This window comes from Pseudomonas sp. BMW13, from assembly GCF_013357275.1.
GTDB classification, from domain to species: Bacteria; Pseudomonadota; Gammaproteobacteria; order Pseudomonadales; family Pseudomonadaceae; genus Aquipseudomonas; species Aquipseudomonas khazarica.
On sequence record NZ_SUKD01000003.1, the window covers coordinates 102177 to 124127 of the forward strand.

At 65.5% G+C, this 21951-nt stretch carries 20 protein-coding genes; 11 read left to right on the plus strand and 9 right to left on the minus strand.

Features of this window, described 5'->3' with window-relative positions:
- Window positions 1–18: 18 nt before the first annotated feature.
- Complete coding sequence (locus E4487_RS24785; RefSeq protein WP_175252719.1) at window positions 19–480, minus strand: hypothetical protein; 462 nt, start codon at window positions 478–480, stop codon at window positions 19–21.
- Between the two features lie 170 nt (window positions 481–650).
- Here E4487_RS24785 and creD point away from each other — a divergent pair, with 170 nt between their 5' ends.
- The 7 genes from creD to yegQ all read left to right on the plus strand — a co-directional run bounded on the left by creD (window position 651) and on the right by yegQ (window position 7516).
- Window positions 651–1994 (plus strand): cell envelope integrity protein CreD, encoded by a 1344-nt coding sequence (gene creD, locus E4487_RS03460; RefSeq protein WP_175252720.1) that lies wholly within the window; start codon window positions 651–653, stop codon window positions 1992–1994.
- A gap of 47 nt (window positions 1995–2041) precedes the next feature.
- Window positions 2042–2344 (plus strand): hypothetical protein, encoded by a 303-nt coding sequence (locus tag E4487_RS03465; RefSeq protein ID WP_037056330.1) that lies wholly within the window; start codon window positions 2042–2044, stop codon window positions 2342–2344.
- 144 nt (window positions 2345–2488) lie between these two features.
- Window positions 2489–3271 (plus strand): hypothetical protein, encoded by a 783-nt coding sequence (locus E4487_RS03470; protein ID WP_175252721.1) that lies wholly within the window; start codon window positions 2489–2491, stop codon window positions 3269–3271.
- A gap of 174 nt (window positions 3272–3445) precedes the next feature.
- A complete protein-coding gene (locus E4487_RS03475; RefSeq protein ID WP_037056334.1) occupies window positions 3446–3706 on the plus strand; it encodes a DUF4212 domain-containing protein in 261 nt (86 codons plus the stop codon).
- Window positions 3707–3709: 3 nt separating this feature from the next.
- Window positions 3710–5479 carry a sodium:solute symporter family protein gene (locus E4487_RS03480; protein ID WP_037056336.1) on the plus strand — a complete coding sequence of 590 codons (1770 nt, stop codon included), beginning with the start codon at window positions 3710–3712 and terminating at the stop codon, window positions 5477–5479.
- 90 nt (window positions 5480–5569) lie between these two features.
- Entirely contained in the window at window positions 5570–6076 is a 507-nt protein-coding gene (locus tag E4487_RS03485) for a hypothetical protein (protein WP_037056343.1), read from the plus strand.
- A gap of 132 nt (window positions 6077–6208) precedes the next feature.
- On the plus strand, window positions 6209–7516 hold the full coding sequence (gene yegQ / locus E4487_RS03490) for a tRNA 5-hydroxyuridine modification protein YegQ (protein ID WP_037056345.1): 1308 nt from the start codon (window positions 6209–6211) through the stop codon (window positions 7514–7516).
- A gap of 199 nt (window positions 7517–7715) precedes the next feature.
- On the opposite strand, the gene E4487_RS03495 is transcribed toward yegQ, so the two are convergent.
- Both E4487_RS03495 and E4487_RS03500 read right to left on the minus strand, forming a co-directional pair.
- The gene (locus tag E4487_RS03495; RefSeq protein WP_037056347.1) at window positions 7716–8417 is read right to left on the minus strand and encodes a PolC-type DNA polymerase III; all 702 of its coding nucleotides are present in this window, start codon (window positions 8415–8417) and stop codon (window positions 7716–7718) included.
- Window positions 8414–10345 carry a putative nucleotidyltransferase substrate binding domain-containing protein gene (locus E4487_RS03500; RefSeq protein WP_175252722.1) on the minus strand — a complete coding sequence of 644 codons (1932 nt, stop codon included), beginning with the start codon at window positions 10343–10345 and terminating at the stop codon, window positions 8414–8416. Before E4487_RS03500 ends, E4487_RS03495 begins: the two co-directional genes overlap by 4 nt.
- Before the next feature lie 177 nt (window positions 10346–10522).
- Here E4487_RS03500 and E4487_RS03505 point away from each other — a divergent pair, with 177 nt between their 5' ends.
- Window positions 10523–12589, plus strand: a complete 2067-nt coding sequence (locus E4487_RS03505; protein WP_175252723.1) for an LTA synthase family protein — start codon at window positions 10523–10525, stop codon at window positions 12587–12589.
- 75 nt (window positions 12590–12664) lie between these two features.
- Here the strand turns inward: E4487_RS03505 and E4487_RS03510 are convergent, their stop codons facing one another.
- Window positions 12665–14842, minus strand: a complete 2178-nt coding sequence (locus E4487_RS03510; RefSeq protein ID WP_175252724.1) for a malate synthase G — start codon at window positions 14840–14842, stop codon at window positions 12665–12667.
- A gap of 359 nt (window positions 14843–15201) precedes the next feature.
- Here E4487_RS03510 and E4487_RS03515 point away from each other — a divergent pair, with 359 nt between their 5' ends.
- Window positions 15202–15651, plus strand: a complete 450-nt coding sequence (locus E4487_RS03515) for an N-acetyltransferase (RefSeq protein ID WP_037056087.1) — start codon at window positions 15202–15204, stop codon at window positions 15649–15651.
- A gap of 33 nt (window positions 15652–15684) precedes the next feature.
- Window positions 15685–16203, plus strand: coding sequence for a glycine cleavage system protein R (locus tag E4487_RS03520; protein ID WP_037056085.1), 519 nt, complete (start codon window positions 15685–15687; stop codon window positions 16201–16203).
- 253 nt (window positions 16204–16456) lie between these two features.
- On the opposite strand, the gene rarD is transcribed toward E4487_RS03520, so the two are convergent.
- From rarD to E4487_RS03545, 5 genes are all read right to left on the minus strand, one after another.
- Window positions 16457–17353, minus strand: a complete 897-nt coding sequence (rarD, locus tag E4487_RS03525) for an EamA family transporter RarD (protein ID WP_175252725.1) — start codon at window positions 17351–17353, stop codon at window positions 16457–16459.
- A gap of 359 nt (window positions 17354–17712) precedes the next feature.
- Entirely contained in the window at window positions 17713–18687 is a 975-nt protein-coding gene (locus E4487_RS03530; protein WP_175252726.1) for a serine/threonine protein kinase, read from the minus strand.
- Window positions 18688–18761: 74 nt separating this feature from the next.
- A complete protein-coding gene (locus E4487_RS03535) occupies window positions 18762–19526 on the minus strand; it encodes a TOBE domain-containing protein (protein WP_037056080.1) in 765 nt (254 codons plus the stop codon).
- 61 nt (window positions 19527–19587) lie between these two features.
- Window positions 19588–20328, minus strand: coding sequence for a ComF family protein (locus E4487_RS03540; RefSeq protein ID WP_150606835.1), 741 nt, complete (start codon window positions 20326–20328; stop codon window positions 19588–19590).
- Window positions 20329–20371: 43 nt separating this feature from the next.
- Window positions 20372–20665, minus strand: a complete 294-nt coding sequence (locus E4487_RS03545; protein ID WP_037056078.1) for a hypothetical protein — start codon at window positions 20663–20665, stop codon at window positions 20372–20374.
- Window positions 20666–20851: 186 nt separating this feature from the next.
- Between E4487_RS03545 and bioB the strand changes: the two genes are divergently transcribed.
- Complete coding sequence (bioB, locus tag E4487_RS03550) at window positions 20852–21910, plus strand: biotin synthase BioB (protein WP_037056076.1); 1059 nt, start codon at window positions 20852–20854, stop codon at window positions 21908–21910.
- Window positions 21911–21951: the final 41 nt, after the last annotated feature.

The window sequence follows — 21951 nt, forward strand, 5'->3', positions numbered from 1 at the left end:
ACAACCGTACCCAGTTGCTCACCCCTTCTCAGGAGAACGAACATGAAAAAGCAGATCCTCGCCAGCCTTGTCCTCGCCGCCCTGTCCGCCAGTGCCTTCGCCCTGCCGCAGGTAACCGCCGCGCAATCCACCGCCCCTGTCGTCGCTGAAGATGGCGCCGATCGTGTTGGCGCGAACCGTGTCGCCGAAGGTGGTGCCGAGCGTACGCTGGAGCGTTTCCGCGTAGCCGAAGATGGCGCCGATCGCGTCGGTGCGAACCGCGTTGCCGAAGGCGGTGCCGAGCGCACGCTGGAGCGTTTCCGCGTCGCTGAAGATGGCGCCGATCGTGTAGGCGCGAACCGTGTCGCCGAAGGCGGTGCCGAGCGCACGCTGGAGCGTTTCCGCGTCGCTGAAGATGGCGCCGATCGTGTCGGTGCGAACCGTGTGGCCGAAGACGGTGCCGACCGCGTAGGTGCCAGCCGTATCAGCTGATCCGGTCATCCATCACGCGGGAGCAGTCTCATGCCGCACAGCCGTTAGCAAGGGCGCCCTCGACCGGCGCCCTTTCTGTTTCCCACATTCTCCACACAATCTCCACGCTCGCCCCATACCCCCGCCACCCAGGCTGCCCAGACTCTGCCGTACCTTCACTCGCTACGGAGAGCCGTACCATGAGCCGTACCCTGGGCTTCAAGCTGGGCGCCATCGCCCTGCTGATTCTGCTGTTGATGATTCCCCTGTTGATGATCGATGGCCTGGTCGACGAGCGTCAGGGCCTGCGCCATGACGTGCTGCAGGACATCGCGCGCAGCTCCAGCTATCGCCAGCAGGTCACCGGGCCGATTCTGGTCGTGCCTTACATCAAGACCACTCACGAGTGGAAAACCAACAAGACCACCGGCGAGCGCTATACCGAGGAGCGTCAGCAACGCGGACGCCTGTACTTCCTGCCGGAGCGCTTCGTGCTCGAAGGGCAGGTCGGCACCGAGCTGCGGGCGCGGGGCATCTACCAGGCGCGCCTGTACCACAGCGACAGCCAGGTCAGTGGCCAGTTCCGCCTGCCGGCGCGCCTGGGCCTGGGCGACGACCTCGGCTTCTACCGCTTCGAGAAACCTTTCCTCTCGGTCGGCATCAGCGACATTCGCGGTATCAGCAATGACCTGCAGCTGAGCCTCAATGGCCAGACCCTGAGCTTCGCACCCGGCAGCGGCGACGACAGTTTCGGCGCGGGCGTGCATGCACCGATCCCCGCACTCGACCCGCAGGGTGGGCAGAGCCTGGAGTTCGCCTTCGACCTCAAGCTGCAGGGCACCGAGCAGTTGTCGATCGTGCCGGTCGGGCGTGACAGCCGGGTCAAACTGAGCTCCGACTGGCCGCACCCGAGCTTCGTCGGCGAGTACCTGCCGAACCGTCGCAGCATCGACGCCAAGGGCTTCACGGCCGAATGGCAGACCAGCTTCTTCGCCACCAACCTGGAGGAGGCGCTGCGTGACTGCGTGGTGGGCGAGCGCTGCCAGGCGCTGTTCGGCCGCCACTTCGGCGTCAGCTTCGTCGACCCCGTCGACCAGTACCTGAAGACCGACCGGGCGATCAAATACGCGCTGTTGTTCATCGCCCTGACCTTCGCGGCGTTCTTCCTCTTCGAAGTGCTCAAGCGCCTCGCCGTGCACCCGGTGCAGTACGCCCTGGTGGGGCTGTCGCTGGCGCTGTTCTACCTGTTGCTGCTGTCGCTCTCCGAGCACCTGCCTTTCGCGCTGGCCTATGGCCTTTCCGCCACGGCCTGCGTCGGCCTGATCGGCTTCTACGTCAGCCACGTGCTGCACAGCTGGCAGCGTGGCATGGGCTTTGGTGCCCTGCTGGCGGCGCTCTACGGGATGCTCTACGGCCTGCTCAGCGCCGAGGATTACGCCCTGCTGATGGGCTCGCTGCTGGTCTTCGGCGTGCTCGGCAGCGTGATGGTACTGACCCGCAAACTGGACTGGTATGGCGTTGGCCGCGCGGCCCCGCAAGCCTGAATCATATGGCGCGGCAGTGGCCGCGCCGCTTCTCTGGAGGTGATCCCATGCGTCTTCTCATGCAGTTTTCCGCGTGCCTGGGCCTTGGCCTGGTGGTAGCCGTGATGATTCTGATCGGTCTGATGTTCGTTGGCTGGTTCGACGTCATCGATGGTCTGCTGATGACTGGCAAGCCCCTCGCCAGCCTGAGCCTGATGGTGTTGCCGGAGGGCTTCTGGAGTTCGCTGACGGGGGTGCAGGACGCCGCGAACAACAGCTCGCTGCGTTCCTTTCTGGCGCTGTGTGCCGCACTGGGCCAGGTCGGCCTGATCCTGGCGCTGGGTTTCATGCGCCTGTGGTACCGCGCATGAGCGGGCATATCGGTTTGCGTGAGGAGGCGCGTGCCGGGCATCTGCTGGCACGACGCATCGCCTGGCTGTTTCGCGATGCCCGTCATGGGCAGTGGTGCTGCGCTGACGTAGACTCGCGGCGGGATGAACAGGAGGTGTTCAGGGATGACATTCAGACTCGCCGTGGGCCTGGCCGGCCTGCTGACAGCCAGCGTGGCGCTGGCCGATGACTGCTCGGCGCAACTGCCTGGCTGGCTGGAACAGGCGCACCCGGGCCAGGCTGGCGGAATCTGGCTGCAGGATGAGCGCGGGGCCTATCGGGTGGATGCCCGGCAGAGCATCTGCAAGGTCTGGCCGGCGCGGCCGCACCTGACCCTGGTCGCCGTGCCGCTGCTGCGCGAGGAGCATGACGACCATGGCCAGAGCGACCTCGAAGTCCTGCTGCTCGATAGTGCCAGGCAGGACGTCGTGGCGCGCCTGATCGAACCCAACCGGCTGGATTGGGATGCGATATTCGTCGATGGCATCGAGTTCGACACCGCCCCTTATCGTCTGCGTGCGCAGGACCTGGCCTTCGGTGTCCGCATCAAGCGGCGCAACGGATCAGCCCCCAATCCCTTCCACGAAACCGAGCTCAACCTGTACGAGCTGGATGGACAGCAACTCAGGTCGGTGCTGAGCGAGCTGGTGGTGCAGCGCTCGGGAGGGGAGTGGGATACCCACTGCGCCGGAGAGTTCAGCGAATCCACGGGCGTGGTGATCATCACCGAGCGCGTAGGGCATGTCGGCTATCGCGACCTGCAGCTCAGGATGAGCGCTATCCACAGCCGCTCCGCAGAGGTCGCCGGCGACTGTCAGACGGTCGAGCGCAGCACCCAGCGTTCCCGATACACCATCGAATACGGCGACGAGCGCTATCTGCTGCCGATCGAGCTGTCTCCGCTCTGAGCGGCCACCCGCTCCCGCACGATCTGCGCGAGGTTTTGCAAAACAGCGCCCGCATGCTGCACATGGACGGGCAGTCATGACGATCTTCGGCTAATACCAATGTCTAGCTGTCGGCTTTTGCTGGCCAGCTGCTAGTTTGAAGGTGCATCAGAATAACAATAACCGGAGGCGTCTATGACTTCTGAACAAGCAAATGCCGCGGCCTACTGGAAGGCCAATGTGCGGCTCATCACCTGGAGCCTGATCATCTGGGCGCTGGTTTCCTACGGATTCGCCATGATTCTGCGCCCCATGGTCGCGGGTATCTCGGTAGGCGGTTCCGACCTCGGATTCTGGTTCGCGCAGCAGGGCTCCATCCTCTTCTTCATCGGGCTGATCTTTCACTACGCGTGGAGACTGAACAAGCTCGATAAAGAATTCGGCGTCGAGGAGTAGGTCATGAGCCAGTTCGTAATCAACATGCTGTTCGTGGGGGCGTCCTTCGCGCTCTACATCGGTATCGCCATCTGGGCGCGCGCCGGTTCCACCAAGGAATTCTACGTCGCGGGCGGTGGCGTCCATCCGGTCACCAACGGCATGGCGACGGCTGCTGACTGGATGTCCGCAGCCTCGTTCATTTCCATGGCGGGCCTGATCGCCGCCGGTGGTTATGCCAACTCCACCTTCCTCATGGGCTGGACCGGTGGCTACGTGCTGCTGGCGATGCTGCTCGCGCCCTACCTGCGCAAGTTCGGCAAGTTCACCGTGCCGGACTTCATCGGTGATCGCTTCTACAGCCGCGGTGCGCGTCTGACTGCGGTGATCTGCCTGGTGATCATCTCCGTCACCTACGTGATCGGCCAGATGGCCGGTGCCGGTGTCGCGTTCTCGCGCTTCCTCGAAGTGAGCAACTCGACCGGTATCTGGATCGCCGCTGCGGTGGTGTTCGCCTACGCCGTATTCGGCGGCATGAAAGGCATCACCTACACCCAGGTGGCGCAGTACGTGGTGCTGATCATCGCCTACACCATTCCGGCGATCTTCATCTCCCTGCAGCTGACCGGTAACCCGATTCCGCCGCTGGGCCTGTTCGGTGACCATGCCGAGTCCGGCCTGCCGCTGCTGCAGAAGCTCGATGCCGTGGTCCGTGACCTGGGCTTCGCCGCCTACACCGCTGACGTCGACAACAAGCTGAACATGGTGCTGTTCACCATGTCGCTGATGATCGGTACTGCCGGTCTGCCGCACGTGATCATCCGCTTCTTCACCGTACCGCGCGTGGCCGATGCCCGCTGGTCCGCTGGCTGGACGCTGATCTTCATCGCGCTGCTGTACCTCACCGCTCCGGCCGTGGCCTCCATGGCGCGCCTGAACCTGATGACCACCATCTACCCGGAAGGCACCTCGGCGCCTGCGCTGTCCTATGAAGAGCGTCCGGAGTGGGTCAAGACCTGGGAAACCACCGGTCTGATCAAGTGGGAAGACAAGAACGGCGACGGCCGCATCCAGATGTACAACGATGCCGCACCGGCCTTTACCGCGACCGCTCAGGAGCGCGGCTGGAACGGCAACGAGCTGACCGTCAACAACGACATCCTGGTGCTCGCCAACCCGGAAATCGCCAACCTGCCGGGTTGGGTCGTGGGTCTGATCGCGGCGGGGGCCATCGCGGCTGCACTGTCCACCGCGGCGGGGCTGTTGCTGGCGATCTCCTCGGCGATCAGTCATGACCTGATCAAGACCCTGATCAATCCGAAGATCAGCGAGAAGAACGAGATGCTCGCCGCGCGAATCTCCATGGCCTGCGCGATCCTCCTGGCGACCTATCTGGGGCTCAATCCGCCTGGGTTCGCCGCGCAGGTGGTGGCGTTGGCCTTCGGTATCGCGGCAGCCTCGCTGTTCCCGGTGCTGATGATGGGGATCTTCTCCAAGCGCATGAACGACAAGGGCGCGATCTGCGGCATGGTTGCCGGTCTGGCCATCACCCTGGTGTACATCTTCACCTACCTGGGCTGGTTCTTCATTCCGGGCACCAACATGCTGGCCAATACCCCGGACAACTGGTTCATGGGCATCTCCCCGGCCTCCTTCGGTTCCGTCGGTGCGCTGATCAACTTCGCCGTGGCCTACGCCGTGTCGATGGTCACCGCCGAGCCGCCGCAGGAAATCCAGGATCTGGTGGAAAGCGTGCGTACCCCCAAAGGTGCTGGTGCCGCTCTGAGCCACTGAGCATAATCCTGGCCTGACGCCATCGTTCGATGGTCCAGGGTCTGACAGACGGGCCTCCACGGAGGCCCGTCTTTTTTCGGGAACAGTCGTATGTTGTGGACTTTGCTTGCCATCGTGGTTTCGGGGCTCGGCGCTGCCGGTATTGCCCTGCTGCTGCGCAAACTGACGCGCAACAGGTTGCCCAGGTGGATCATTCCGCTGTTCGGTGGCCTGGGCATGCTGGGTTACCAGGTGTCCTACGAGTACGCCTGGTTCGAGCACCAGCAGCAGCGCCAGCCGAAGGAATCGGTCGTGGTCGCGACCGAGCAGGGGCATGTGTTCTGGCGTCCCTGGAGCTACTTCGTACCCATCACCACGGCCTTCACCGTGCTCGACAGCAAGAGCGTCGTGCGCCAGCAGGTCGCGGATGCGCGGGTGGCGGAATTCATGCTCTATCGCTTCGAGAAGCAGCATGTCGACCATGTTTCGCACCAGGCGCACCTGCTCAACTGCGAAACGGCCGAGCTGCTGCCGCTGGATGAGCAGAAACAGCCGCAGCTGTCCCAGCTCAAGCGCATCGACAAGAGTGACACCCTCTACCGCCTGACCTGTCAGTAGGTCAGCGCGTGACCTGCCTCGCCGATCTCGCGGCGGGGCACGGGTCTTTCTGCGGGCGCATAGACCCAGGTCAATGCCCGCGCAGTGCATCTGCATAGAATCGCCAGCCCCTGATTTTTCGAGCGCGCGGTCATGCCCCGTTTTCCCGAATTGCTATCGCCGGCCGGCACCCTGAAGAACATGCGCTACGCCTTCGCCTACGGTGCCGATGCGGTGTATGCCGGGCAGCCACGTTACAGCCTGCGCGTGCGCAACAACGAATTCGATCACGCCAATCTGGCGCTGGGCATCGCTGAGGCGCACGCACAGGGCAAGCAGTTCTACGTGGTGGTCAACATCGCCCCGCACAACGCCAAGCTCAAGACCTTCCTCAAGGACCTGGCGCCGGTGATCGAGATGGCGCCCGACGCGCTGATCATGTCCGACCCCGGCCTGATCATGCTGGTGCGTCAGCATTATCCGCAGATGCCGATCCATCTGTCGGTGCAGGCTAACGCGGTGAACTGGGCCAGCGTCGAGTTCTGGCGGCAGCAGGGGCTGACGCGGGTGATCCTGTCGCGCGAGCTGTCGCTGGAGGAGATCGGGGAAATCCGCACCCAGGTGCCGGGCATGGAGCTGGAGGTATTCGTCCACGGCGCGCTGTGCATGGCCTATTCCGGGCGCTGCCTGCTGTCGGGCTACATCAATCGTCGCGATCCCAACCAGGGCACCTGTACCAATGCCTGTCGCTGGCAGTACCAGGCCACGCCGGCAGCCGAGAACGAACTGGGCGAGATCGTGCGTGTGGTCGACCCGACCCTGGGCCAGGGGGCGCCGACCTCTCAGGCCTTCGTGCTGCAGGAAGCGGGGCGCCCGGAGGAGGAAATGAGCGCCTTCGAGGACGAGCACGGCACCTACATCATGAACTCCAAGGACCTGCGAGCGGTGCAGCACGTCGAGCGCCTGGTGCGCATGGGCGTGCATTCGCTGAAGATCGAGGGCCGCACCAAGAGCCACTTCTACGTGGCGCGCACTGCCCAGGTCTATCGCCGCGCCATCGACGATGCGCTGGCCGGCAAGCCCTTCGATCCGAGCCTGCTGGGCAGCCTCGAATCGCTGGCCCACCGTGGCTATACGGAGGGTTTTCTGCGCCGCCACGTGCACGACGAATACCAGAACTACGAGCGCGGCAGCTCGGTTTCCGAGCGTCAGCAGTTCGTTGGCGAGCTGACCGGCGAGCGCCGTGGCGAGCTGGTCGAAGTGCGGGTGAAGAACCGCTTCGCGGTGGGTGATGGCCTGGAACTGATGACGCCACAGGGCAACCTGCGCTTCACCCTGGAGCAGCTGCAGAACGCACAAGGCCAGGCGCAGTCGGTAGCACCTGGCGACGGCCACGTCCTCTACCTGCCGCTGCCGGCGCAGGTGCAGCTGGAGTACGGCCTGCTGATGCGCGATCTGTAGGGCACGAGGGCGGAGGGATAGCGTTTTCGGTGGATGGGTGAAGCGTCATCCACCCTACGGGGTTGTAGGGGCAGGGGTGGATCGCCGGCAAGCCGGCTCCTACGGATCGCGTCAGCCGATGCATCTGGCGATTCGCTTCAGTCGCGATGTGGTCGAGCAGGGTGTAGGAGCCCGCTTGCGGGCGATGCGCAGGGCGCCGCTACATCGCCTGCTGGCGGCGGCGTCGGCTGGCCAGCTGGCGTTCCAGTTCGCAGAGGCTGTCGATGCCCTGGCGGCGTGCCTTGCTGAACAGCATCAGCGCCAGCTCGGCGGTGACCAGCGCGTCGGCGCTGGCGTTGTGGCGCTGTTGCACCTGCAGGCCGAACTCGGCGACCCACTCATCCAGTCCGCCCTGACGCACGCGTGCCTGCGGGCAGAGCAGGGGGGCGATCTCGGCGACGTCGAAGAAGTTGTGCTGCAGGCGATAGTCCAGGCTCTGGCGCAGGGCGCGCCCCAGCATGCGCTGGTCGAAACCGGCATGGAAGGCCAGCAGCGGGCTGCTGCCGACGAACTCCATGAAGTCCAGCAAGGCCTCGGCCGGGTCGACGCCGCGTGCCACCTCGCTGGGGGCGATGCCATGGATCAGGGTGCTGGCGCTGGCCTGGTGATCGGGCCGGCGCAGGGTACACTCGAACTGTTCGGCGAAGTCGATGGCGCCGTGATCGATCACCACCGCGCCAATCGCCAGTACCAGGTCGCGGCGCATGTTCAGGCCGGTGGTCTCCAGGTCCAGCACGACGATGCGCTGCTGGTGCAGCGGCCGCTCATCGAGCGGCGCGGGCGCACTCAGGGCCTGGCGACGTTGCAACTGCTGCTGGGTCAGGGCCGGGCCACGGCCGGTGAACCAGGTGAACTTGCTCATAGCTGATACCTCATGGCCAGGCTGCTCTGCAGTCGCTGAGCCTGGCGGAAGGACTCGCGCAGGATACGCCGGTCCAGGTGATTCAGGTGATCGGGGTCGACCCGATTGGAGTAGGGCAGTTCGTCGCGCGCCTGCAGCTGGTGCTGCTGCATGCGGGTTTGCTGGATGAAATGATAGGCCTCCTCGTAGGCCGCGCCATCCAGCGCATCGATCACGCCCTTGGCGACCAGCGCGCGCAGGCGCTCCAGGGTGCCGACCGAGCTGATGCCGTTGGCCAGCGCCAGCAGGCGGGCGCCATCGACGAAGGGCGTCAGGCCCTGCACCTTGAGATCGAGGGTGTCCTTGTCGGCGCCGGAGCGCGCCACCACGAAGTCGCGGAAGCGGCCCACCGGCGGACGCTGGCGCAGGGCGTTCTCGGCCAGCATCTTCTGGAACAGGCTGTTGCTGGCGACGCGTTCGAGCAAGGCGGCGCGCAGCTGTTCGCAGCCGGTATCCGGGCCCCAGATGGTGCGCAGGTCGAAGTAGATCGACGAGCCCAGCAGGTTCTCCGGCGTAGCTTCGTCCACGAAACCGGCGAAGCGCCGCGACCACTCCTGCCGCGACAGGCACAGCTCCGGGTTGCCGGCCATGATGTTGCCCTTGCACAGGGTGAAGCCGCATTGCGCCAAACGCTGGTTGATCTCGACGGCCAGCGGCAGCAGGCGGCCACGGATGGCGGCGGCCTCGGCAGCGTCGGCGGCCTCGAAGAGAATGCCGTTGTCCTGGTCGGTGTGCAGGGTCTGCTCGCGGCGGCCTTCGCTGCCGAAGCACAGCCAGGTGAATGCGATGCCCGGGTCGCCCATGTCCTCGAGGGTCAGCTCGATCACCCGGCACACGGTGTGGTCGTTGAGCAGGGTGACGATGTGGGTGATCTGCGTCGAGCTGGCGCCGTGGGCGAGCATGCGATCGACCAGCAGGCGAATGTCGCTGCGCAGCCCGGCCAGGGTCTCGACCTTGCCGGCGTGGCGAATGGTACGCGCCAGGTGGACCAGGTCGACCCGCTGCAGGCTGAACAGGTCACGCTCGGAAATGACCCCGCAGAGCTTCTCGTTCTGCACCAGGCAAACGTGGGCGATATGCCGCTCGGTCATGGCGATGGCGGCGTCGAAGGCACTGGCGTCCGGTTGCAGATGGAAGGGGTTGGGGGTCATCAGCCGGTCGATCGGCTGCGCCAGGTCGACGCCGTCGGCGACCACCCGGCGCAGGTCGCGCAGGGTGAAGATGCCCAGGGGCCGTTCGTTCGGGTCCACCACCACGATGCTGCCCACGTGCTGCTCGTGCATCAGCCGCACGGCCTCGCGCAGGGGCGTGTGCGGCGCGCAGCCGATGGGTTGGCGCATGGCCAGCTCACCCAGGCGGGTATCCAGCGAGTACTGCGCGCCGAGGGTTTCCACGGCGCGCAACTGCACCTGCTGGTTGACCTGGTCGAGCAGGCTGCTGACGCCGCGCAGGGCGAAGTCGCGCAACGGGTTGGAGACGGCGAACAGCTTGATGAAAGCGTGCTTGGCCAGCAGCAGGCAGAAGGTGTCTTCGGCGGCCAGGTGTTCGGTGCGGGTGGCGCGCTCGCCGATCAGTGCGGCCAGCGGAAAGCATTCGCCTGCGGTGATCTCGAAGGTGGTCTCGGTGCCACGGCGTGCGCTGTGCGGGCGCTCGCCGTGCACACGGCCCTGCTTGACGATGTAGAAGTGCTCGACCACGCCATCGGCGGGTTTGATGATCGAATCGCCCTCGGCATAGAAGCGCAGCTGGCAATGCTCGACCAGAAACGCCAGATGGGCGGTGTCCATCTGGTTGAAGGGGGGGAACTTCTGCAGGAACTCCATGGTGCCGTGGATGTTCTGCAGCACCGCGGTCTTGCCCGCATCGGCCATCGCGTCGGCCTTGCTCATGGGCTTGCGCCTCGCACGTTCGGGATGCTTGCAGTGTGGCCCCGGCACGGCGTTTTGCCCATTGCACCTAAGTAGGGGGCAGCGGCAACGCGCGCCGCACGGGGTTTTGACGAAATTTTTACGTCCCTCCGGGCAGACTTCGCCAGCCCTCGTGTTCCGCAACCAGCAGGCCTTTCCATGCAGCCATCCGTACCCGCCGCCCGAGCCCCGGCTCAGGTCAGCATCGCCAGCCATCTGGCATTCATCCTGAGCAGCGCACTGTGCATGCTGCTGCTGTTCGCGCTGGCGCGCCTGGGCCTGCTGGCCTACAACCATGCGCTGATCGCCGATACGCCGGCCAGCACCTTCGCCGAGGCCTTCTTCAACGGCGCGCGGTTCGACCTGCGCCTGATCGTCTACCTGTGCATCCCGCTGACCCTGGCGCTGCTCAGCGTGCGGGCGATGCGTGCGCGCCACCTGCAGGTGGCCTGGCTGACCCTCGCCACCAGCCTGTGCCTGTTCTTCGCCGTGGTCGAACTGAACTTCTACCGCGAATTCCATCAGCGCCTGAACAGCCTGGTGTTCCAGTACATGCAGGAAGACCTGGGCACCGTGGCCAGCATGATCTGGAACGGTTTCCCGGTGCTGCGCCTGCTGCTGGTCTGGGCCCTGGCCAGTGTGCTGCTGGCCTGGCTGTTCCGCCGCATCGAGCGCGCCACCCGTGCCCGCGCGAACGCCGGCGCGCCGCACTGGGCGGCCCGCAGCGCGGTGTTCGTGATGTTCCTGCTGGTCTGCGTCGTGGCCGCGCGTGGCACCCTGCGCTCCGGTCCGCCGCTGCGCTGGGGCGACGCCTATACCACCGATTCGATGTTCGCCAACCACCTGGGCCTCAACGGCACCCTGACCCTGGCCAATGCCGCCAGCAACTACTTCTCCGATCACCGTGACAACAGCTGGAAGGCGACCCTGCCGGCGGACGAGGCCCGGCAGGTGACCCGCGACCTGCTGCTGACCCCGCGTGACCGCCTGATCGATGCCGACCAGGCAGCCGTGCGCCGCATCTACACGCCGCCGCCCGAAGGCCAGCTGCCGCAGGTGCGCAACGTGGTGGTGATCCTCATGGAAAGCATGGCGGGGCGCTACATCGGCGCGATGGGCAACCGGGACGGCATCACGCCGAACTTCGATGCGCTGGCCAAGCAGGGCCTGCTGTTCCAGCACGTGTTCTCCAACGGTACCCACACCCATCAGGGCATGTTCGCCACCATGGCCTGCTTCCCCAACCTGCCGGCGTTCGAGTACCTGATGCGCATGCCCGAGGGCAGCCACCAGTTCTCCGGGCTGCCGCAGCTGCTCAGTGCCCGTGGCTACGATGACGTCTACGTCTACAACGGCAGTTTCGCCTGGGACAACCAGTCCGGCTTCTTCGCCAACCAGGGCATGCGCAATTTCGTCGGCCGCGAGGACTTCGTCGACCCGGTGTTCATCGACCCGACCTGGGGTGTTTCCGACCAGGACATGTTCAGCCGTGGTGCCGACGAGCTGGCCAGGCTGGGGCGCCAGGGCAAGCCCTTCTATGCGCTGCTGCAGACGCTCTCCAACCACACCCCTTACGCCTTGCCGGAAAACCTGCCGGTCGAGCGCGTCAGCGGCCACGGTTCGCTCGACGAGCACCTGACCGCCATGCGCTACGCCGACTGGGCGCTGGGGCAGTTCTTCGCCAAGGCGCGTCAGGAGCCCTATTTCAAGGACACCCTGTTCGTGGTGCTGGGCGATCACGGCTTCGGCAACGATGAACAGATCACCGAGATGGACCTGTCGCGCTTCAGCATCCCGCTGCTGATGATCGGTCCGGGCGTGCAGGAGACCTTCGGCAGCAGCCGCGATACCGTCGGCAGCCAGATCGACGTGGTGCCGACCATCGTCGGGCGCCTGGGCCTGCCGGTGCAGGCGCAGTGCTGGGGCCGCGACCTGCTGGCGCTGCCGCCGGGTGATGCGGGGGTGGCGGTGATCAAGCCGTCCGGCAGTGACCAGACCGTGGGCCTGGTGAGCGGCGACCGCATCCTGGTCAAGCCACGTGACCGTGACGCGCGCCTGTATCGCTACCAGCTGGGCCACGACGCAGGTGCCGAGGTGATCGATGACGCCCAGGCGCGTACGGACCTGGAGCGCAAGCTGTCGGCCTTCGTCCAGACCGCGACCGCCAGCCTGCTGGGCAATACCACCGGCGTCTCGCTGGACAAGACGGCGCAGGCCAAGCGCTAGCTGCACAGGCCTGCCGCGACCGCCCAATAAAAAACCGCCCCGAAGGGCGGTTTTTTCATACCTGCTGCGCGGGTATCACAGGCCGTTCTTGGCCTTGTACTCGCGGCGACGGCGGTGCAGGACCGGCTCGGTGTAACCGTTGGGCTGCTTGCAGCCTTCGACGACCAGCTCCAGCGCGGCCTGGAAGGCGACGTTGCTGTCGAAGTCCGGGGCCATCGGGCGGTACAGCGGGTCGGCCGCGTTCTGGCGGTCGACCACCGGTGCCATGCGCTTGAGGCTCTCGACCACCTGCGCCTCGCTGACGATGCCGTGGCGCAGCCAGTTGGCCAGCAGCTGGCTGGAGATACGCAGGGTGGCGCGGTCTTCCATCAGGCCGACATCGTTGATGTCCGGCACCTTGGAGCAGCCGACGCCCTGGTCGATCCAGCGCACCACGTAGCCGAGGATGCCTTGCGCGTTGTTGTCCAGCTCGTTGCGGATTTCTTCCGCTGACCAGTTGGTGTCCTTGGCCAGCGGGATGGTCAGGATGTCATCCACCGACGCCGGGGTGCGCTTGGCCAACTCGGCCTGACGGGCGAACACGTCGACCTTGTGGTAGTGCAGGGCGTGCAGGGTGGCGGCGGTCGGCGACGGGACCCAGGCGGTGTTGGCGCCGGACAGCGGGTGCGCGACTTTCTGCTCGAGCATGGCGGCCATCAGGTCCGGCATCGCCCACATGCCCTTGCCGATCTGCGCACGGCCCTGCAGGCCGGTGGCCAGGCCGACGTCGACGTTGTTGTTCTCGTAGGCACCGATCCAGGCTTCGCTCTTCATGGCGGCCTTGCGCACGACCGCGCCTGCTTCCATGGAGGTGTGGATCTCGTCACCGGTACGGTCGAGGAAGCCGGTGTTGATGAACACCACGCGCTCGCTGGCGGCCTTGATGCAAGCCTTGAGGTTGACGGTGGTGCGGCGCTCTTCGTCCATGATGCCGACTTTCAGGGTGTTGCGGGCCAGGCCCAGCACATCCTCGACGCGGGCGAAGATCTCGCTGGTGAAGGCGACTTCTTCCGGGCCGTGCATCTTCGGCTTGACGATGTAGACGCTGCCGGTGCGGGTGTTCTTGCGGCTGGTGTTGCCGTTCAGGTTGTGCACCGCGATCAGGCTGGTGAACAGCGCGTCCTGGATGCCTTCCGGAATCTCGTTGCCCTCGGCATCGAGGATGGCCGGGTTGGTCATCAGGTGACCGACGTTGCGCACGAACAGCAGCGAGCGGCCGTGCAGGGTCAGTTCGCCATCGTCGACCTTGGTGTAGACGCGGTCCGGGTTCATGGTGCGGGTGAAGGTGCTGCCGCCCTTGGACACTTCCTCGGCCAGGTCGCCCTTCATCAGGCCCAGCCAGTTCTTGTAGACCACGACCTTGTCGTCGGCATCGACGGCGGCGACGGAGTCTTCGCAGTCCATGATGGTGGTCAGCGCCGCTTCCATCAGCACGTCTTTCACGCCGGCGGCGTCGGTGCTGCCGATGGGGCTGCTGGCATCGATCTGGATTTCGAAGTGCAGGCCGTTGTGCTTGAGCAGCACCGCGACCGGTGCGCTGGCGTCACCCTGGAAGCCGATCAGTTGCGCGTCGTCGCGCAGGCCGGTGTTGCTGCCGCCCTTGAGGCCGACGACCAGCTTGCCGTCGACGATCTTGTAGGCGCTGGAGTCGACATGCGAGCCGGCGGCCAGCGGAGCGGCCTCGTCGAGGAAGGCGCGAGCGAAGGCGATGACCTTGTCACCACGGACCTTGTTGTAGCCCTTGCCCTTCTCGGCGCCACCTTCTTCGCTGATCACGTCGGTGCCGTACAGTGCGTCGTACAGCGAGCCCCAGCGGGCGTTCGAGGCGTTGAGGGCGAAGCGGGCGTTCATGACCGGCACGACCAGCTGCGGGCCGGCCAGGCGGGCGATTTCTTCGTCGACGTTCTGCGTGGTGGCCTGGAAGTCCTGCGGCTCTGGCAGCAGGTAGCCGATCTCCTGCAGGAAGGCCTTGTAGGCAGCGGCGTCATGGGCCTGACCCTGACGCGCCTGGTGCCAGGCATCGATCTGCGCCTGCAGCTCGTCACGCTTGGCCAGCAGGGCAAGGTTCTTCGGTGCCAGGTCCTTGATGACCGCGGCGGCGCCAGCCCAGAAGCTGTCGGCAGCGATGCCGGTACCGGGGATGGCTTCGTTGTTCACGAAGTCGTACAGGGCTTTGGCGACCTGCAGGCCACCGACTTGAACGCGTTCAGTCATCACTTGCCTCACTCTCTCTGAGCTCTACTCAAAAGCCACTTCGGGCCCCTCTGAAACTACCTGCGTTGCCATCGACTACGCCTTTGGAGAGGCTCGTCGGAGACGGCCTTGCCGTCTTGTAGTCCAAGGCGCGGCATACTACATCAAGATTCGGGGGAAATGCAGTGGGGATACGTCAGTCCGCGACCGAAAAGGTCTTTTCGGTCATTATCGATACGCTTTGTGTGCAAAAAAGAGTGTCATTGTTTCATAAAAATCGTAAAAACGTACACGATTAATTGTTCTGGCTACTGACAAGCACGCGAATATGGCCTACGCCGCCTCGCCTATACTGCCTGTCATGCATTCTGGAGTGCCTCATGACGGTATCTGCTGCTAGTGCCAATGACCTGGTCGATCTCGTGCGTCTGTTCGCCGGCTACCTGCGTTTCTACCAGGTGCCGAGGGCAGAATCGGACATCGCGGATTTCCTCGGCGAGCGCCTGCAACGCGGCGACGCGCAGCTGTTCATCGCCCGCGACGCGCAGGGCGTTGCCCAGGGGTTCGTCCAGCTCTATCCGTTGTTCTCCTCGCTGGCGCTGGAACCGGCCTGGCTGCTCAGTGATCTGTATGTGGACGAAGCGTCCCGCCGCGCAGGTGTCGGCGAGGCGCTGATGAACGCGGCCCGTGCCCACGCCGAGGCCACGGGTGCCTGTGGCCTGCAGCTGGAGACGGCGAAGAGCAACCTGGCCGGGCAGCGTCTCTACGAGCGTCTCGGCTATGTGCGTGACGAACAGTTCCTTACCTATTGGCTGGCGCTAAAGCGCTGACCCTGTGGCTATGACATGAGAGAGGGGCAGTAGATGGATCATCTGGTATTGACGGTGATTGCCGCGGATCAACCCGGCCTGGTCGAGCGCCTGGCTGGCTGCGTCGCGGCCCACGGCGGCAACTGGCTGGAGAGCCGCATGGCGCGCATGGCCGGGCAGTTCGCCGGGATCGTACGGGTGGACGTGCCGGGCGAGGCGCATGGCGCGCTGATCCGGGAGCTCGAAGCCCTGAGCGCACAGGGGATTCGCGTGCAACTGGCGGCCAGTGGCAGCGAGCCCGGCGGACGCTTCACCTCGATTCGCCTGGAACTGGTGGGTAACGACCGTCCGGGTATCGTCCGCGACATCACCCGTGTGCTTGCCGAGCAGGGCGTCAACCTGGAAAACCTGCTGACGGAAGTGGCGCCGGCGCCCATGAGCGGCGAGCTGCTGTTCACCGCCGAAGCCATGTTGGCGGTGCCCGAGTCGCTGGAACTGGAGCAGTTGCAGGCACGCCTGGAGACCCTGGCCGATGACCTGATGGTCGAGCTGAACCTGCGTGCCGAGGACTGATATCCACGGCCTGCGTGGATCAGCCTGTGGATAAACTGGGGAGCCCCGACGCACCACCTAGTGCGCCGGGGCTTTTCGTTATCTGGCTAAAAAATCAGCAGGATCAATGGCTTGTGCACAAATGCCGGGGATGGATCTGTGGATAAGCCTGGGGTGAACGAGGCGGCGCCAGGAGCGACGCGGCCTGCAGCCCGCTGAGCGTTTTCTGTGCAGCGAGCACGGCGCGCAACGCCTCGGCGCCGCCTCCTGCTGCCTATCGAACGGGCGAACGCTTGCGCAGGCTCAGCCAGATATCGATGCTGTATATAATCAGCGCAGCCCAGATGCAGGCAAAGGCGAGCAGGGTGCTCGGCGAGAAATGCTCGTCGAACAGCAGGATGGCCTGCAGCAGCACCAGCGTGGGCGCCAGGTACTGCAGAAAGCCCAGCGTGGTGTAGGGCAGGTGCCGCGCCGCCGCATTGAAGCACACCAGCGGCACCAGGGTGATCGGGCCTGCCGCCGCCAGCCAGAGGGCCTCGCTGCTGGTCCAGAAGCTTGCCTGGCTGCTCGTGGCCGCCGGGTGCAGGAGCAGCCAGCCCAGTGCCAACGGCAGCAGCAGCCAGGTTTCCACCACCAGGCCGGGCAGGGCCGCCACTGGCGCCTGCTTGCGAATCAGCCCGTAGAAACCGAAGGTCAGGGCCAGCACCAGTGAGACCCAGGGCAGGCTGCCGACCTGCCAGAGTTGTTGCAGCACGCCCAGCGCGGCCAGCGCGACGGCCAGCCACTGCAGGCGGCGCAGGCGTTCGCCGAGGATCAGCAGGCCGAGCAGAACGTTGATCAGCGGGTTGATGTAGTAGCCCAGGCTGGCCTCGATCATGCGCCCGTTGTTCACCGCCCAGACGTACACCAGCCAGTTGGTGGCGATCAGCAGGCCGCAGCCGGCGAGCACCGCCAGGCGCCTGGGGTTGTCACGCAGCTCGCGCCACCAGCCCGGGTGCTTCCAGACGAACAGCAGCAAGCCGCCGAACAGCGCCGACCAGAGCACGCGATGAACGATGATTTCCATCGCGGGTACGCTTTGCAGGGCTTTGAAGTAGAGGGGAAACAGGCCCCAGATGATGTAGGCGGTAAGGCCCAGAATGTACCCGCGCTGCGGGTTGGCGGTGGCCATCGATGATCCTTGCTGGGGCGGCTTGAGGGGCCGGCAAATTCTAGTCTTCTGGCCCCGGACTTGTCTGTCCGTTCAGTTTCCCTGGCTGCCCAGGCCTGGGGGAAAGTCGTAAGGCAAACTTTACGCGGTGCGCGCAACTGTATCGGTATGCGGGGCCGGCGCAGCCGCTGGGTAGCCCGGATGCGATCCGGGGCCGCGGGATGGAACGGCAAGCATCGCGGCTGAAGCCGCTCCTACGGCACAGGCGAACACCGGTAGGAGCGGCTTCAGCCGCGAAGGCTCCATCTCTCGTATAGCCGCAATGACCTCACGCCAGGGCGTGGCTCGGATTCACGCCGGGCGCGCAGCCAGGCCAGGTTTCAGAACAGCCGCAACGGCTCCTCATCCAGCGCAGCCAGCTGCTCGCGCAGGGCGAGAATCTGGTCGCCCCAGTAGCGCTCGCCGGCGAACCAGGGAAAGGCCAGGGGGAAGGCCGGGTCGTCCCAGCGCCGTGCGATCCAGGCGCTGTGGTGCATCAGGCGCAGAGCGCGCAGGCCCTCGATCAGCGGCAGTTCGCGGGCGGCGAAATCATGGAATTCCTGATAGCCATCGACCAGTTCTGCAAGCTGACCGAGGCGCTCATGGCGTTCGCCGGCCAGCATCATCCACAGGTCCTGCACGGCCGGGCCCATGCGGCAGTCATCCAGGTCGACCATATGGAAGCTGTCATCGCGGCACAGCAGGTTGCCGGGGTGGCAGTCACCATGCAGGCGGATGGCCTGGTAGCGCACGCGGGAGAACAGCTCGTCGAGGCGCGCCAGCAGGTCGCGGGCGACCGACTCGTAGGCCGGCAGCAGGCTTTTCGGAACGAAACCGCCGTCGAGCAGCGCGCCCAGGGCGGCATGGCCGAAGTTGTCCACCGCCAGGGTCTCGCGGTGGGCGAACGGACGACTGGCGCCGATGGCGTGCATGCGCCCGAGCAACTGGCCGAGGCGATACAGCTGGTCGAGATTGCCGGGCTCCGGGGCGCGGCCACCACGGCGCGGGAACAGGGCGAAGCGAAAACCGCCATGCGCGAACAGCGTCTCGCCGTTGCGTGACAGCGGCGCCACCACCGGCACCTCATGCTCGGCCAGCTCGGCGCTGAAGGCATGCTCTTCACGGATCGCCGCGTCGCTCCAGCGATCAGGGCGGTAGAACTTGGCGATCAGCGGCGTCTCGCCCTCGATGCCGACCTGATAGACGCGGTTCTCGTAGCTGTTCAGCGCCAGCACGCGAGCGTCGCTGAGGTAGCCGAGGCTTTCCACAGCGTCGAGCACCAGGTCCGGGGTGAGGGTCGAAAAAGGATGGCTCATGAACGGCTCCGCACAAGTGGGCGCCCAGTCTACCGGCTTGCGCGAGGCACCGGGGGCTGGTCGTCGCCGGTGCGCTACAGCTGGGTGCCGAGCAGCACCTGACTGGCGGCGAACTGGGCACGGACCGGATCGTCGCGGTTCAGGCCCAGTGCGGTCAGCTGCTCGGCGGCGATCAAGGCGCACAGGGTCTGGCCGCTGGCCAGGCCGATGCGTACTTCGCTGGGGCCGTCGAGCGCCGGAATGATCTGTTCGATGCGCCCTTCCAGGGAATTGCGCTGTTCATCGCGGGGCGCGTGCAGCGGGTGCAGCTCCAGCCAGCCGGCCTTGATCAGGGCGACGACGTTGCTGCCCGGCTGCAGGTGCAGGTTGTCCGTGCTGTCGTGGGTGATCTGCGCCTGCAGCCGCTCACCGCCCGGCAGCTCGATATCGATCAGGTCGTTGTGCCCGCAAGGATGAATCGTACGCACGCGACCGGCGAGCTGGTTGCGCGCGCTGGTGCGCAGCATCAGCCGGCCGAGCAGTTGCAGGTCGGCGTCGTCCTCGGCGGCCAGCAGCAGCTGGGCCTGCAACGCCTGCACGCGCTGGTGCAGGGCCAGCAGGCGCTCGCCGGCTGGTGTCAGGCGAGCGCCGCCGCCGCCCTTGCCGCCGACGCTGCGGCTGACCAGCGGCTGCTCGGAAAGATTGTTCAGCTCGTCGATGGCGTCCCAGGCCGCCTTGTAGCTCAGCCCGGCGGCCTTGGCGGCGCGGGTGATTGAGCCCAGCTCGGCAATCCGTTCCAGCAGGGCCAGGCGTTTGGGGCGGCGGCTGAGCAGTTGCGCGAGAGGGTCGAGCTGAGACATGGCGGACGGGCAGGCGAGAAGAATGTCGGGCACGGTGCGTGACTGCGCCCGGCACGTCAAGTCAGCCGTCACCCGGTGCTGGCGTGCGGGCCAGGCAGTAAACGTCGATGCGTGACGCCCCGGCGCGGTGCAGCAGCTGGGCGATGCTGCTGGCGGTCGCGCCCGTGGTCAGCACGTCATCGACCAGCGCCAGATGAGCGCCGCGGAGCCGGGCCTGCGGCTCCAGGGCGAAGGCCTGGCGCAGGTTGCGCTTGCGCGTGGCGGCGTTCAGCCCCTGCTGCGCAGGGGTATCGAGCGGGCGCCGCAACCAGTCGCCGTGAACCGGCAACTGCAGGCTGACGCCCAGCCAGTCGGCGAGCATCTGCGCCTGGTTGAAGCCACGTTGCCGTTGCCGCCGCTGAGCCAGTGGCACGGGCAGCAAGGCCTGTGGCCTGGGCAGGCCCTCGGCATAGGCGTGGCGCAGGTGTTCGGCCAGCAACTCGGCGAGCAGGCGACCGTGCGGCCACTGGCCCTGGTGCTTGAAGCGGGTGATCAGGCTGTCTACCGGGAAGGCATAGCGCCACGGCGCCTCCACGCGGGTGAAGCCTGGCGCCTTCTTCTGGCAGGCGCCGCAGGTCAGTCCTTGCGCGGGCAAGGGTACGGCGCAGACCAGGCAATGCGCGCCCAGCCAGGGCAGCTCGGCTTCACAGGCCGTGCAGATGCCGTGGGTGGGGTGGTCGTTGGCGTCGTCGCACAGTTGGCAGTGGCGCCGCAGGCGCAACCAGCCGAGGCGTTGCAGCGAACGCAGGTCGAATCCGGGCATGACGGCTCATCCTTGAGCGACGGAGCCCCGAGCCTAGCAGGTCTCAGCGAATCAACCAGCCCATCACCACCAGGCCGAGGAACAGCCAGATGACCCCGCCGATGATCGAGCGTCTCAGCAGCGCACGCACGCCGTTGTAGAGAAACAGCAGGCCGATGATCAGCAGGATGATGCTGAAGATCGAGACGTCCATGCCGATGGCGCTGGCCAGGCCGCGGAGGAAATCGTCGAACGCATCGGCAACGGCTCCCAGCGCACCGGACAGCACGTCCACGACGAAACGGATGGCGCGACCCAGTACCTGGCCGAGTCCTTCGAAGAAACCTTCTACCTGCATGCAAGCGTCCTGTATTGGCGATAGGCATTGGGCAAGATGCCATGATGGAAGTTCGATCGATCAATATGTGATCAGTGGTAAACCTGTGCCTTTCTTGCGGTTGACAGCATCCAACTGCCACATATGATGGCCTGAGCCTGAATGCCCCCTCAAACAGATGCCACCAAGCGTCGAAGGATTTCCCAGATGAGCGCAACCGCAGCAACCACCGCCCGCCACGATTGGTCCCTCGCCGAAGTTCGCGCGCTGTTCGAGCAGCCCTTCAACGATCTGCTGTTCCAGGCGCAGACGGTACACCGCGCGCACTTCGATCCCAACCGCGTGCAGGTCTCGACCCTGCTGTCGATCAAGACCGGTGCCTGCCCGGAGGACTGCAAGTACTGCCCGCAGTCCGGCCACTACAACACGGGCCTGGACAAGGAAAAGCTGATGGAGGTGCAGAAGGTGCTGGAGGCGGCGGCCGAGGCCAAGGCCATCGGCTCGACGCGCTTCTGCATGGGCGCGGCGTGGAAGCATCCGTCGGCCAAGGACATGCCCTACGTGCTGGAAATGGTCAAAGGCGTGAAGAAGCTCGGCCTGGAAACCTGCATGACCCTCGGTCGTCTGGACCAGGAACAGACCCAGGCGCTGGCCGATGCGGGGTTGGACTACTACAACCACAACCTCGACACCTCGCCGGAGTTCTACGGCAACATCATCACCACGCGCACCTACGGCGAGCGCCTGCAGACCCTGGCCTACGTGCGCGAGGCGGGCATGAAGATCTGCTCCGGCGGCATTCTCGGCATGGGCGAGTCGGTGGACGACCGCGCCGGGCTGCTGATCCAGCTGGCCAACCTGCCCGAGCACCCGGAAAGCGTACCGATCAACATGCTGGTCAAGGTCAAGGGCACGCCGCTGGCCGAAGAGAAGGACGTCGATCCGTTCGACTTCATCCGCACCCTGGCGGTGGCGCGCATCATGATGCCGCAGTCCCATGTGCGCCTGTCCGCCGGTCGCGAGCAGATGAACGAGCAGATGCAGGCCCTGGCCTTCATGGCCGGCGCCAACTCGATCTTCTACGGCGAGAAGCTGCTGACCACCGCCAACCCGCAGGCCGACAAGGACATGGCCCTGTTCAAGCGCCTCGGCATCAAGCCGGAAGAGCGCGAGGAACATGCCGACGAGGTGCACCAGGCGGCCATCGAGCAGGCCCTGGTCGAGCAACGCGATTCCCAGCTGTTCTACAACGCGGCCTCGGCCTGATATCTCCCAGGTGGATGAATGAAGCGTCATCCGCCCTGTGC

Excerpts from the sequence above, each read along its gene's own strand:
- E4487_RS03500 (WP_175252722.1), bottom strand. The coding sequence starts at position 10,345 with ATGAGCAAGGCCGACGCGATGGCCGATGCGGGCAAGACCGCGGTGCTG.
- E4487_RS03495 (WP_037056347.1), bottom strand. The coding sequence starts at position 8,417 with ATGAGCAAGTTCACCTGGTTCACCGGCCGTGGCCCGGCCCTGACCCAG.
- E4487_RS03515 (WP_037056087.1), top strand. The coding sequence starts at position 15,202 with ATGACGGTATCTGCTGCTAGTGCCAATGACCTGGTCGATCTCGTGCGT.
- E4487_RS03540 (WP_150606835.1), bottom strand. The coding sequence starts at position 20,328 with ATGCCCGGATTCGACCTGCGTTCGCTGCAACGCCTCGGCTGGTTGCGC.
- E4487_RS03505 (WP_175252723.1), top strand. The coding sequence starts at position 10,523 with ATGCAGCCATCCGTACCCGCCGCCCGAGCCCCGGCTCAGGTCAGCATC.
- E4487_RS03465 (WP_037056330.1), top strand. The coding sequence starts at position 2,042 with ATGCGTCTTCTCATGCAGTTTTCCGCGTGCCTGGGCCTTGGCCTGGTG.
- E4487_RS03520 (WP_037056085.1), top strand. The coding sequence starts at position 15,685 with ATGGATCATCTGGTATTGACGGTGATTGCCGCGGATCAACCCGGCCTG.
- E4487_RS03480 (WP_037056336.1), top strand. The coding sequence starts at position 3,710 with ATGAGCCAGTTCGTAATCAACATGCTGTTCGTGGGGGCGTCCTTCGCG.
- E4487_RS03485 (WP_037056343.1), top strand. The coding sequence starts at position 5,570 with ATGTTGTGGACTTTGCTTGCCATCGTGGTTTCGGGGCTCGGCGCTGCC.
- yegQ (WP_037056345.1), top strand. The coding sequence starts at position 6,209 with ATGCCCCGTTTTCCCGAATTGCTATCGCCGGCCGGCACCCTGAAGAAC.
- E4487_RS03530 (WP_175252726.1), bottom strand. The coding sequence starts at position 18,687 with ATGAGCCATCCTTTTTCGACCCTCACCCCGGACCTGGTGCTCGACGCT.
- E4487_RS03470 (WP_175252721.1), top strand. The coding sequence starts at position 2,489 with ATGACATTCAGACTCGCCGTGGGCCTGGCCGGCCTGCTGACAGCCAGC.
- E4487_RS03510 (WP_175252724.1), bottom strand. The coding sequence starts at position 14,842 with ATGACTGAACGCGTTCAAGTCGGTGGCCTGCAGGTCGCCAAAGCCCTG.
- E4487_RS03545 (WP_037056078.1), bottom strand. The coding sequence starts at position 20,665 with ATGCAGGTAGAAGGTTTCTTCGAAGGACTCGGCCAGGTACTGGGTCGC.
- E4487_RS24785 (WP_175252719.1), bottom strand. The coding sequence starts at position 480 with ATGACCGGATCAGCTGATACGGCTGGCACCTACGCGGTCGGCACCGTC.
- bioB (WP_037056076.1), top strand. The coding sequence starts at position 20,852 with ATGAGCGCAACCGCAGCAACCACCGCCCGCCACGATTGGTCCCTCGCC.
- rarD (WP_175252725.1), bottom strand. The coding sequence starts at position 17,353 with ATGGCCACCGCCAACCCGCAGCGCGGGTACATTCTGGGCCTTACCGCC.
- E4487_RS03475 (WP_037056334.1), top strand. The coding sequence starts at position 3,446 with ATGACTTCTGAACAAGCAAATGCCGCGGCCTACTGGAAGGCCAATGTG.
- E4487_RS03535 (WP_037056080.1), bottom strand. The coding sequence starts at position 19,526 with ATGTCTCAGCTCGACCCTCTCGCGCAACTGCTCAGCCGCCGCCCCAAA.
- creD (WP_175252720.1), top strand. The coding sequence starts at position 651 with ATGAGCCGTACCCTGGGCTTCAAGCTGGGCGCCATCGCCCTGCTGATT.